11 protein-coding genes are annotated in these 10943 nt (G+C 68.1%); 3 read left to right on the top strand and 8 right to left on the bottom strand.

The window, feature by feature from the left end; translation table 11 throughout:
* Window positions 1–76 precede the first annotated feature (76 nt).
* Window positions 77–979 carry a LysR family transcriptional regulator gene (locus K9B33_RS14115; RefSeq protein WP_224549649.1) on the bottom strand — a complete coding sequence of 301 codons (903 nt, stop codon included), beginning with the start codon at window positions 977–979 and terminating at the stop codon, window positions 77–79.
* Between the two features lie 40 nt (window positions 980–1019).
* On the opposite strand from K9B33_RS14115, the gene K9B33_RS14110 reads away from it, so the two are divergent.
* Complete coding sequence (locus K9B33_RS14110; RefSeq protein WP_224549648.1) at window positions 1020–1562, top strand: molybdenum cofactor guanylyltransferase; 543 nt, start codon at window positions 1020–1022, stop codon at window positions 1560–1562.
* 186 nt (window positions 1563–1748) lie between these two features.
* Entirely contained in the window at window positions 1749–3332 is a 1584-nt protein-coding gene (locus K9B33_RS14105) for an ABC-F family ATP-binding cassette domain-containing protein (protein ID WP_224549647.1), read from the top strand.
* Window positions 3333–3335: 3 nt separating this feature from the next.
* On the opposite strand, the gene K9B33_RS14100 is transcribed toward K9B33_RS14105, so the two are convergent.
* The 3 genes from K9B33_RS14100 to K9B33_RS14090 are packed head-to-tail and all read right to left on the bottom strand — an operon-like array spanning window position 3336 to window position 7549.
* Window positions 3336–4865 carry a DHA2 family efflux MFS transporter permease subunit gene (locus K9B33_RS14100; protein WP_224549646.1) on the bottom strand — a complete coding sequence of 510 codons (1530 nt, stop codon included), beginning with the start codon at window positions 4863–4865 and terminating at the stop codon, window positions 3336–3338.
* A gap of 25 nt (window positions 4866–4890) precedes the next feature.
* Window positions 4891–6042, bottom strand: coding sequence for an EmrA/EmrK family multidrug efflux transporter periplasmic adaptor subunit (locus tag K9B33_RS14095; RefSeq protein WP_224549645.1), 1152 nt, complete (start codon window positions 6040–6042; stop codon window positions 4891–4893).
* Window positions 6035–7549, bottom strand: a complete 1515-nt coding sequence (locus tag K9B33_RS14090) for an efflux transporter outer membrane subunit (RefSeq protein ID WP_224549644.1) — start codon at window positions 7547–7549, stop codon at window positions 6035–6037. The genes K9B33_RS14095 and K9B33_RS14090 overlap by 8 nt, the downstream gene beginning before the upstream one ends.
* Before the next feature lie 89 nt (window positions 7550–7638).
* On the opposite strand from K9B33_RS14090, the gene K9B33_RS14085 reads away from it, so the two are divergent.
* Window positions 7639–8316 (top strand): TetR/AcrR family transcriptional regulator, encoded by a 678-nt coding sequence (locus K9B33_RS14085; protein ID WP_224549643.1) that lies wholly within the window; start codon window positions 7639–7641, stop codon window positions 8314–8316.
* A 10-nt stretch (window positions 8317–8326) separates the two neighbouring features.
* Here the strand turns inward: K9B33_RS14085 and K9B33_RS14080 are convergent, their stop codons facing one another.
* From K9B33_RS14080 to K9B33_RS14065, 4 genes are all read right to left on the bottom strand, one after another.
* The gene (locus K9B33_RS14080; RefSeq protein WP_224549642.1) at window positions 8327–8893 is read right to left on the bottom strand and encodes a winged helix-turn-helix domain-containing protein; all 567 of its coding nucleotides are present in this window, start codon (window positions 8891–8893) and stop codon (window positions 8327–8329) included.
* Between the two features lie 75 nt (window positions 8894–8968).
* Entirely contained in the window at window positions 8969–9892 is a 924-nt protein-coding gene (locus K9B33_RS14075; protein WP_224549641.1) for a transposase, read from the bottom strand.
* Window positions 9880–10692, bottom strand: a complete 813-nt coding sequence (locus tag K9B33_RS14070; RefSeq protein WP_224549639.1) for a hypothetical protein — start codon at window positions 10690–10692, stop codon at window positions 9880–9882. Before K9B33_RS14070 ends, K9B33_RS14075 begins: the two co-directional genes overlap by 13 nt.
* Window positions 10689–10829: a hypothetical protein gene (locus K9B33_RS14065; protein WP_224549638.1), complete on the bottom strand. Its 141-nt coding sequence runs from the start codon at window positions 10827–10829 to the stop codon at window positions 10689–10691. Before K9B33_RS14065 ends, K9B33_RS14070 begins: the two co-directional genes overlap by 4 nt.
* Between the last annotated feature and the right edge of the window lie 114 nt (window positions 10830–10943).

Below are 10943 nucleotides of genomic sequence, written 5' to 3'. Positions count from 1 at the left end.
GATTTTGGGTGCGATCCTGCGCCCCGGCCGTCAGCGGGTCAAATCGAAGTCGTCCATCTTTGATAGAAAAACCCTATCAGGAAATCCGGAAGCCCGATGGCAGGCGCAGGTCGCGCGCGACCCCCAGCACCGCCTGCGCCAACGGCCCCATCGGTGCGCTGTCGGATACGATCACGCCGACCCGGCTGCCCTCGTCCGTTTCCGGCATGGCATGGGTCCGCGCCCAGTTCAGCCCGTCGAGCAAGGCCGCATGGCTGTCGGGAATGATCGAACAGAGCCGCCCCTGCTGCACCAGCCCCAGCAGCGCGACATAGCTGTCCGCCGTCACCAGCGGCCGCAGCGCCAGCCCCCGCTCGGCCAGCCGCGCGTCGAGAATCCGCCGGTTCTGCATCCCCTGATGCAGCAGGCAGAGCGGCAGGCCCGCCAGCGTCGTCCAGTCGAGCGGATCGGGCACCGCCACGCCGCCCACCGCGCTCACCAGCATCGTCCGCTCGACATAGAGCGGCACCGACAGCGCATGGGCGGGCGGCTCGAAATCCAGATAGGTCAGCCCCGCATCCAGCTCGAACGCCGCCAGTTCCCGCTCGATCTGGCGCGACGTCAACGCCCGGATCGACACGTTGAGGCCGGGATGCCGCGCCTGCATCGCCGCGACCAGGCAGCCGATGGCGGGCATCGCCGCGGGTATCGCGCCCAACCGCAACTCGCCTTTCAAAGGCCCGCGCGCCGTCTCCGCCGCCTGCCCCAGCGCTTCGGCCGCCGCGACCAGTTGTCGCGCCCAGGGCAAGATCGCATCCCCCTCCGCCGTCAGCCCGCCATATTTGCGGTCGCGCCGGATCAGCCGCTTGCCCAGTTGCGCCTCCAGCGTGGCGATCCCCGCCGACAGGGTCGGCTGGGACACATTGCAATGCGCCGCGGCGCGGGCAAAATGGCCTTCGCGCTCCAGCGCCAGAAAATATTCGACGAGGCGGGTCTGCATTGATTCTGCTATAGGCTTTATAGAGGAGAGCTATCAAGCGATGCACGAAGGACGGATTTTGGGCGCCATATTGGCCGGCGGCCGCTCCAGCCGCTTCGGCAGCGACAAGGCGCTGGCCCGCATGGCCGACGGCCGCACCCTGATCGATCATGCGATGGCCGGCCTTGCCCCCCATGTCGCGACGGTCGTCATTTGCGGCCGGGAAGGCGGCCTGCCGGATCGCCCCGCGCCCGACATGGGGCCGCTCGGCGGATTGAACGCGGCGCTCCATCACGCGCTGGACCATGGCTTCGCCGGGGTGCTGACCACCGGCTGCGACATGCCCTTATACCCCGCCGCCCTGCCCGCCGCCCTGATCGGCGAGGGCGCCGCCATCCTGAAAGGACAGCAACTGCTCGGCTGGTGGCCTGCGACGCTGTCGCCGCAACTCGACGCCCATCTGGCGGAGGATAACAACCGCTCCATCCACGGCTGGCTCGCCCGCATCGGCGCGCGCATGGTGGCGATGCCCGGCCTCGTCCTCCCGAACGTCAACCGGCCGGAGGATCTGGCGAACCTCTCCCGCGACGGCGGTCCGCGCTGACCAGCGTCTAAGCCTGTCCCACCCCCTGTCCGGCAAGGGCATTTGCTGCTAAGGGTCGAGCTTCACATCTGCGATGCGCGAAAAGCTTGCGACTTTCCGCCATGATCGCCTCACCGACGAGGACCGCCGCCATGAACATCGCCCTGACCGCACAGCCCACCCGCTCTGCCTTCAGGAAAGCCGTTCATGCCTGCCATCACTCTTTCGAATCTCTGCTGGTCCACGCCTGACGGAACGCCCGTCCTTTCCGGCCTGGACTTCCGCTTCATCCCAGAACGCATCGGCCTGATCGGCCGCAACGGCGTCGGCAAATCGACGTTGCTCGCACTCATCGCAGGCGATCGAACACCTGCGAAGGGGCAGATCAGCGTCACCGGCGCTGTCGCGACCCTGCGCCAGGCGCGCGACGCCGACCCCGGCCGGACCATCGCCGATCTGTTTGGCGTCAGCGCATCCCTGGCGCTGCTCGATCGGGCGGACGCGGGCGCGGCGACGATGGACGACCTCGACCAGTGCGACTGGACCCTGCCGGGCCGCCTTGCCGACGCCCTGGCGGAGGTGGGGCTTGAGGCCGATCCCGCCACATCACTGGCGCACCTGTCCGGTGGCCAGCACACCCGCGCCGCGCTCGCCGCCGCCCTTTTCGCCCGGCCCGACTGGCTCATTCTGGACGAGCCGACCAACCATCTCGACGCCGACGGTCGCAACGCGCTCATCACCCTGCTCGGCCGCTGGCGCGGCGGAGCGATCATCGTCAGCCACGACCGCGCGCTGCTGGAGACGATGGATGCGATCGCCGAACTGACCAGCCTCGGCATCACGCGCCATGGCGGCAACTGGTCGGCCTGGCGCGCGCGCAAGGATATCGAGCTGGCAGCCGCCCATCATGCACTCGACCAGGCGCAGCGGCAGGCGTCCGACCTCGCCCGCAGGACGCAGCTCGCGACCGAGCGTCAGCAGCGCCGCGACGGCGCGGGCGCGCGGCAGGCGGCGAAGGGCGGTATGCCACGCATCCTGCTGGGCAAGCGCAAGCAGCAGGCCGAACAATCGAGCGGAGACGCGGCCCGCCGCGCCGATCAGCAGCGCGCGGAAGCGCAGGTGGCGATGACCGAAGCGCGCGCCCGAATCGAAATACTCGATCCGCTGCGTGTCTCCCTGCCTTCCGCCAATGTCCCGACCGGCCGTATGCTGCTGACGCTGGAAGCGGTCACGGCCGGCCATAATCCCGTCAACCCACCGCTACGCGATCTCAGCCTGACCATCGCCGGACCGGAGCGAATCGCCATTACAGGCCCCAATGGCGTCGGCAAATCGACCCTGCTGCACCTGATCGCGGGCCACCTCGCGCCACTGTCGGGCCGCATCCATCGCTCCGCCGACTACGCCCTGCTCGATCAGGACGCCAGCCTGCTCGATGCCGATGCCAGCATTGCCGACAATTTCGCACGCCTGCATCCCGGCGCCTCCCGCAACGCCGTCCATGCCGCGCTCGCCCGCTTCCGCTTCCGCGCCGACCTGGCGCTGCAACGGGTGGAAAGCCTGAGCGGCGGGCAGAGGCTGCGCGCCGCGCTCGCCTGCGTACTGGGCGGAGAGACGTTGCCCCCGCTGCTGCTGCTGGACGAGCCGACCAACCATCTCGACCTCGATTCGATCGCCGCGATCGAACAGGGCCTCACCGCCTATGATGGCGCGCTGCTCGTCGTCAGCCACGACCCCGCCTTCCTCGAGGCGATCGGCATCACGCGGCGGATCGCCCTGCCGCTGCGCTGAGGCTCAATGGGCGGCGGAGGTGTCCACAGGCCCGGTCGGACGCGGCGCGAGCCAGACGATGATCGCGGCGCCGAACAGAATCAGCGCTGAGATGAAGAAGATATGGTCGACCGCCGTCACGATCGCCTCCTGCTCCACGATATTGGAGATGGTCTGGCGGATCTGCTCGGTGGAAAAGCCCAGGCCGCCCAACTGCGCCTGCGCATCGGCCGGTTGCAAGACGCTTGCCAGCTCGTTGCGCGACACGCGCTGCGAATCGCTCCAGCCGGTCAGCACCAGCGAGGTCGCGATCGCGATCGCCATGGTGCGGACGAAATTCTGGAGACCCGCCGCCGACGCCGTTTCGCTCGGCAGCACGGATCCCAGCGTCAGCGTGGTCAGCGGAATCATGAAGAAGGGCATCGCGAAGCCCTGGATGAATTGCGGCGCCGCCATCGTCCAGAAATCAATGCCGCTGGTCCAGTGCGCGCGCCACAATGTCATCAGCCCCAGCCAGAAGACCGCGCCTGAAATCATCAGCCGCGGATCGACCTTCCCCACGAAACGCGCGGCGACAGGGGCGGTCATCAGCGCCGCCATGGCGGTGAAGGCGGTCAGGATGCCAGCCCAGGTGGCGGTATAGCCCTGCGTCATCTGCAACCATTGGGGGATGATGACGATGCCCGAAAAATAGGCGCCGAAGCACAGCGCCAGCGAAAACACGCCGGAGGTGAAGCCGATATGGCGGAACACCCGCAGATCGACGACCGGATGCTCCTCCGTCAGTTCCCAGATGATGAAGGCGAAGAAGCCGATCACCGCCAGCACGCCCAGAATGACGATCATCGGATCGGCGAACCAGTCATGATCGCGACCGATGTCCAGCATGACCTGCAGGCAACCGATCCAGAAGACCAGCAGGAACAGGCCCATCTTGTCGATCGGCACCTTGGCCGTGTCGGTCTCCACCGGCCGCAGCAGCGCCTGCGCGGCAAAGACGCACATCACCGCGATCGGCAGGTTGATGAAGAAGATCCAGTGCCAGCTCCAATTGTCGCTGATATAACCGCCGATGATCGGACCCATCGCCGGGCCGAGCAGCGTCGTCATCGCCCACAGGCCCATGGCGCGGGGTCGCGCCTCCGGCGGGAAGATGCGCATCAGCAGCGTCTGCGACATCGGCATGATCGGCCCGCCGCAAATGCCCTGGCCGATGCGGCAGGCGACGATCATGCCCAGGGTCATCGACATGCCGCACAGCAGCGAGAAGATGCCGAACCCGACCATCGCGAAGGTGAACATCTTCACCACGCCGAAACGCTGCGCCAGCCAGCCGGTCAGCGGCACGCAAATGGCCTCCGCCACCGCATAGGATGTGATGATCCACGTCCCCTGGTCGGGCGATATGCCAAGATTGCCCGCAATGTGCGGCACCGAGACATTGGCGATGGTCAGGTCCAGCACAACCATGAAATTGCTCATGGCCAGCACCAGTCCCGCCAGGGTCCGGGTGCGCGGCGAGAGCCGCGAGAAGATATCGTCGTCGCTGCTCATCGCCCGAACCTTCCTCAATCTCGCCCTACTTGTCGGACAGGTCGATCTCGACATCCATGGACAGGCCGACGCGCAGCGGATGCGCGGCCAGTTCCTTGGGGTCGAGCGCGATCCGCAGCGGCAGGCGCTGCACCACCTTGATCCAGTTGCCGGTCGCATTCTGCGCCGGGATCAGCGACATGGACGATCCGGTGCCGCCGGAAAAGCCGACGACCTTGCCATGATAGACGACGTCGCTGCCATAGAGGTCGGACGTCACCTTGGCGGGCATGCCGACGGTCACGCCGCGCAGTTGCCGCTCCTTGAAATTGGCGTCGACATAGACCTGGGCGAGCGGGACGATGCTCATGATCGGGCTACCCTGCGCCACGCGCTGGCCCACCTGCACCTGCCGCTTGGTGACGACGCCATCGATCGGCGCGCGGATGACCGCGCGGTCGAGGTTTAGCTTCGCCGAATCGAGCTTGGCCTGCGCCGCCATCACCGCCGGGTCGGTATCGACCGTCGATCCGCGCACCAGCGCATCATTGGCCGCCAGTTGCCCGCTGGCAGCGCTGCGGGTCGCCTGCGCTGTCTGGACGCCGGCGCGGGCCAGGTCCAGCGCCGCCCGCGCGGAGGCATAGGCCTTGCGCGCGCCGGTCACTTCATCGCCCGACACCGCGCCATCGCCCACCAGCGCCTCGCGCCGTTGCAGGTCGATCCGCGCCTTGTCGAAGTCGGCCTGGGCGGTCGCCATCTGCGCGCGCGCCTGCACGATATCCGCGCCGCGCGCATCCACCTGCGCCGCCAGCGACGTGCTGGTCGCCGCGGTCTGGCGGAAACGACGCCTGGCTTCGGCCAGGTCGGCTTCGGCCTGCGCCACCGCGATCTTCGCGTCGGTCGGGTCCAGCTTCACCAATATGTCGCCGCGCTTGACCTGTTGGGTGTCGCTGACCAGCACCTCAGTCGCCTGCGCCGACGTCAGCGGCGTCACCTGCGCCATTTCGGCATTCACATAGGCATTGTCGGTGGCGACATGGGTGCGGCCGACCAGCAGATACCAGACACCCCACAACAGCCCGCCGACGATGACGACCAGGCCAAGCCGGATCAGCCATGTCTTGCGCGCCGACTGGCGGCCTTCCTGCTGCATATCGTCGCTGTCGGGCGCTGGGGTTTGCGGATTGGCGTCAGCCATGGGGCTTGTCCTTGGACTGGAAGTCGCTGGCGGCGAAGCCGCCGCCCAGCGCACGGATGAGAGCAATATCGGTCGAGAAGGCGCTCGCCTCCAGCCCTGCGAGAGACTGGCGCGCGCCGAGCAGTTGGTCCTCGACATTCAACACGTCGAGATAGGTGGACAGCCCGCCCTTATAGCGTTTCTGGGCGATGCCATAGGCGTCCTCCGATGCGGCGACCGCCGCGCGGGCATCGACCAGCCGCTGGTCCAGCGTCTTGCGCGTGGTGACGGCGTCGGCCACCTCCTGATAGGCGGCCAGCACGGTCTTGTCGTAGGACGCGACCGCCTCGTCATAGGTGGCACGCGCCCCGCGATACTGGCCCTGCAAGGCCCCGCCATGGAAGATCGGCAGGCTGATCGCCGGACCGACCGTGCCGAACAGCGATCCCTTGTCGAACAGGCTGTTGATGAAGGGCTTGGGCGTACCGGTCGCCGACGTGCCGCTGAACACCGTGTCATAGCCCAGCGACTGCACGCCGATCAGCGCGCTCAGCCGCAACGCGGGAAAGAAATCGGCATGGGCCACCTTGATCCGTTTGGCCGCCGCTTCGGTGCGGGCCAGCGCGGCGGCGATGTCGGGACGGCGGGCGACCAGATTGGTGGTGACATCGGTGGGCAGGCCCAGCGGCGCCAGCGCGCCGATCTTCGGCCGGGCAATCGAAAGCCCCCGGTCCGGTCCTGCGCCGATCAGCGCCGCGATCTGATGCTGCCGCAATTCGATCGCCATGGTCGCGGCGGCCAGCTGCGCGCGGGCGGACGATACGGTCGCGTCCGCCTGCCGCACGCTGCCGCGCGTTTCCAGGCCATTGTCCCGCCGGTCGGCGACCAGCTTCTGGCTCGCCATCCGGATGTCGAGCGTGCGCTGCGCGATATCCGCTTCGTCATGCAGCCGCGCCAGATCGGCATAGGCGTCGGCGATCGCCGTCGTCAGCGCGAGCCGTGCCTGCTGCGCGTCGATCTGCGCCGCCCGGGTTTCGGAGGTGGCCGCGGCCAACGCGGCCTTGTTCCTGCCCCACAGGTCGAGGTCGAAGCCCATGTCCAGCGCCACGCGCCCTGTGCCCAGCCAGCCTTTCGGCACGAAATTCCGGGGCTGACCCATATTATAGCTTTGCTTGGTCGCAGCGCCGCTCGCCTCCAGATCGACCGACGGCAGCAAGGCCGCGCCCGCCTGCTGCGCCATGCCCGCCGCCTTGCGGAAACGGGCGCCGGCCGCGGCGACGTCGGGCGACGCGCGCAACCCTTCGGCGATCAGCGCATCCAGTTGCGGATCGCCATAGGCGCTCCACCAGCCGTCGCCCGGCCATGCCACCGGCGCGGCAGCCAGGCTGCGCTCCGCCGCGACGGCCGCAGGGGTGCGCAGCTCGGGCTTAGCGCCCAGATCGGGGACCGCGGCGCAGGCCGCCAATAGCAGAAGGGAAGAAGCCATGCCTCCCGTGCGGGCGGCCAGGGCAATGCGACTCACGGACATATCTAACCGTACCACCTAGTATGAAAATTGCACTTGCCGCCCCCGCCCGGCCTTGTCAACCGAAATAGCGTACTCTATGGTACGATTTTATGACAACGCCCGATACGCCTGTGATTCCCAGCAGAAGGGAGGCCCGCCGCCAGGATCGACGCGACGCGATCCTGACCGTGGCGCAGACCTATTTCCTCGAACATGGCTTCGCCGACACCACCATGTCGGGGATCGCCGCGGAACTGGGCGGATCGAAGGGCACCTTGTGGAACTACTTCCCTTCGAAGGAAGCGCTGTTCGCCGCCGTGGTCGAGCGGGCAGCCAAGGCCTATCAGGGCCGGCTATCGCAGATTCTCGATCCAGACGGCGCGCTGGAGCCGACCTTGCAGAGCGCTTGCCGCAGCCTGATCGAGAAAATAACCTCGCCAGACGCCAGCGCCCTGCATCGGCTGATCGTCGCGCAGGGGCGCCGCTTCCCGGATCTAAGCCGGATTTTCTTCGATCTCGCGCCACAGAATACCCGCCTGCTGCTGGCCGACTTCCTGCATGGCGCAATGACGCGCGGCCAGTTGCGGATGGCCGATCCGATCGATGCCGCACGCGCGCTGATGTCGCTGTCGATGTCCGGCTGTCACCAGCAAATGCTGATTGGCCGGATCGACCGTCCCGCCCCCAATGAAATCGCCGCCGACGCGGCCTTCGCTGTCGACATCTTCCTGCGCGCCTATGCGCCTCTGTCCGGGCCTTCGCTTCCGCCGGACGCGCCGCCCGTCTGACATCAGGACGTCAGGCGGTGTCGGGCCAACGCCCGTCCGGGCACAGCGCGTAGCCGCGCCCCTTCACCGTATGCAGCATCGTCACGGCGAACCCGCGATCCAGCTTGCCGCGCAGCCGCGACATATGCACCTCGACGCTGTTGGTGCCGGGGTCGAAGTCCAGCCGCCAGACCGCGCGTAACAACTCCGTCCGGCTCACCGCTTGACCCGGCCGCCGCGCCAGATGCAGCAGCAGCGCATATTCCCGCGCCAGCAGCGGGATCGGCCGGCCGTTACGCTCCACCCGCCGGTCGACCAGCCGGATCGTCAACTCGCCCAGCCGCAACCGGGGCTGTTCGGCATCGGCCAGACGGATGATCCGGGCGACCGTTTCCGCCTCGTGCATCCAGGGGCCGACCACCTCCTGCATCCCCTCCTCCAGCGCGCGAGCGCGGGCGGCCGGATCGTCTATCCCCTGCCACAATATGGTCGCGTCGCCCACGCGCACCAGCGGCGACTGGTCCCGCCCCGGCCGGATCGCCAATTCAAGGCCGCGCGCGCTCAGCGCCCGCGCGACCGGCGCGAAATCCGGCCCCATGCCATGGCATTCCACCCGTCTGCCCACATCTGGCCCGCCATATCCTCGTCATCCACATCCCACCTGCGGAGGGGGTCAAAAACAAGCCATTTCATATCCGTTATGGATGTTTCGCAACGCAGCCTCGCCCGCACGACGGAGCAGCGGACTGCCGCTCCGTGCGCCCTGCTCGGCATGGGCCAGCCGCGCGGCGGCATCCGCCAGCCCTGCGCCGATCGTGCGCCAGGCGGTCCAGCGCATCGCGTCGACCGGGTGGCGCGCGGCAAAATCATGCGCCAAGTCGATCGCATCGCCGCTGCCGCATCCGACCGCCAGTTCCAGAAGCAGTTGAGCGCTCGCCGCCGTCATGCATTGGGCGATCACGCCGCGCGCCGTGTCGAACCGATATTGACGCCGCCACCCCTGGTCGGGCGCGCTGGCCAATATGTTGAGCGACACCGACAGCGACTCCGCCGGCAATTGCGCATGGACATCGCGATTGGCGCGGTAGAGCAGCATCTTGCCTTCCGACAGGCAACTGCGCTCGACGAAGCGCAGCGCCACTGCCTCCCCGTCCGCCCCGGCCACATCGGCGGGGTCATAGTCATAATAGTCGGACGCATATCCCGGCCCCAGATAGCCCACGGTCAGGAAGTCGAAACTATGGTCGTGCGGCACATGATAAAGGAACGCCGACGCGCCGCTCATCCGCACCACATGGTCGCGTTCCGCCGGCCAGAAGGCGGCACGCAGCACATAGCGGTCGGTCGGCGGATGGAGCAGCAGCACTTGCGCCGAATAGGGATTGACCCGCCTCTGCCCGGCGCAGCGATCCTTCAGCTCCGCCACCGCCAGCTCCGACAGGAAATCGCGGTTGCGCGACAGCGCGCGCAGCATCGGCGCAGCTTCCGCCAGCCCCTCTTCGCATCCGGGGTCGAAGGCCGCGCTCTCGCACCAGTCGATCAGCGCCTCCAGATCGATGGTCGCACCGTCCTCCGGCGGCACGATCAGGCGGGGCATGGTTCGCCCTCCACCTGCCGCAGCGTCCGCGCCGCCAGCCCCCGCACCGTCGCATCGGCCTCCCGCCTCGCCATGGCCCGCAACGCCGGCAGCGCGCGCTGCGTATCGAGCGCCAGATATTCCCGCATCACCGCCCAGCGCTGGCCCGGCAGCGGCGCGTCCAGCGCCTGCGCGAACTGCCCGGCGGCATCGCGCCGCCCCTGTAGCCGCAGCAGCGACAACAGCATCAGCGTGCGGGCATGAGCTTCGTCCGCCTGCGCGCTGGCGATCGCCCGCCCGTCGCTGCGGTCATGGATGCGCGCCTGCACCGGCCCGACCGGCGCGATTTGCGCCCGCAGCAGCATCAGCGGCGCGTCGGCCGGCCGCAGGCACAGCGCCTCGCGCCGCTCGTCCAGTTCGATCGTGGCCCCCGCCGCGCAGGACCGCGTGCCGACCACCACCGCCCGTTCGCCCTCCAGCCGCCAGGCGTCGCCCGCCAGCGGTCCGTTCAACGGCCGGCACAAGCTTAGGCGCCCGGAAAAATGCACCCTGTCGGAGGGTGCCTGCCCCCCATCCAGCAGGCTCGCGGTCAGCCATATCCGCTCTGTCCGCGCCAGCACCAGATGGCGCGCGCCGCCCTGGCGACTGGCGCGAAAGCCCGGCAGGTAGCGAGGGTCGCCCGCCATCGCCTGTATCTCCGCCGCCAGCAACGCCTCGAACCAGCCAATGTCCGTCATGAACGGCCGGATCAGCGCCACCGCCCGATCGAGCGGCGCGGCCTCGGCCGCATCGACCGCCGCGGCCAGCGCCGCCGGGATCACGGCCGCACGATCACCGCGATCACCACGTCCATCACGCTGATTTCCAGCGCGTCGCGATCCTCCAGCCCGAACAGGCTGGCGCCGTCCTGCAGGTCCGCAATATCGTCGATGGCAAGCTGTGTGATCTGTTCGGACATGACGATCTCCTCCGTTGATGTCGGGGAGAGGCTATGGCGCGCGACCGCACCGAACCAATTAAATCGAATTAATCGCACCTCCGCGCGTTAACCATTTCTTCGGGCGCGGTTCCT

The sequence above is a fragment of the Sphingobium sp. 3R8 genome (assembly GCF_020166615.1).
In the GTDB taxonomy this organism is placed as follows: Bacteria; Pseudomonadota; Alphaproteobacteria; order Sphingomonadales; family Sphingomonadaceae; genus Sphingobium; species Sphingobium bisphenolicum.
The sequence above is the reverse complement of the archived record's forward strand: the minus strand, read 5'-3'. Positions and strand labels throughout refer to the sequence as shown.

Coding starts and splice junctions, on each gene's coding strand:
- K9B33_RS14115 (WP_224549649.1), bottom strand. CDS start 979: ATGCAGACCCGCCTCGTCGAATATTTTCTGGCGCTGGAGCGCGAAGGC.
- K9B33_RS14110 (WP_224549648.1), top strand. CDS start 1,020: ATGCACGAAGGACGGATTTTGGGCGCCATATTGGCCGGCGGCCGCTCC.
- K9B33_RS14105 (WP_224549647.1), top strand. CDS start 1,749: ATGCCTGCCATCACTCTTTCGAATCTCTGCTGGTCCACGCCTGACGGA.
- K9B33_RS14100 (WP_224549646.1), bottom strand. CDS start 4,865: ATGAGCAGCGACGACGATATCTTCTCGCGGCTCTCGCCGCGCACCCGG.
- K9B33_RS14095 (WP_224549645.1), bottom strand. CDS start 6,042: ATGGCTGACGCCAATCCGCAAACCCCAGCGCCCGACAGCGACGATATG.
- K9B33_RS14090 (WP_224549644.1), bottom strand. CDS start 7,549: ATGTCCGTGAGTCGCATTGCCCTGGCCGCCCGCACGGGAGGCATGGCT.
- K9B33_RS14085 (WP_224549643.1), top strand. CDS start 7,639: ATGACAACGCCCGATACGCCTGTGATTCCCAGCAGAAGGGAGGCCCGC.
- K9B33_RS14080 (WP_224549642.1), bottom strand. CDS start 8,893: ATGGGGCCGGATTTCGCGCCGGTCGCGCGGGCGCTGAGCGCGCGCGGC.
- K9B33_RS14075 (WP_224549641.1), bottom strand. CDS start 9,892: ATGCCCCGCCTGATCGTGCCGCCGGAGGACGGTGCGACCATCGATCTG.
- K9B33_RS14065 (WP_224549638.1), bottom strand. CDS start 10,829: ATGTCCGAACAGATCACACAGCTTGCCATCGACGATATTGCGGACCTG.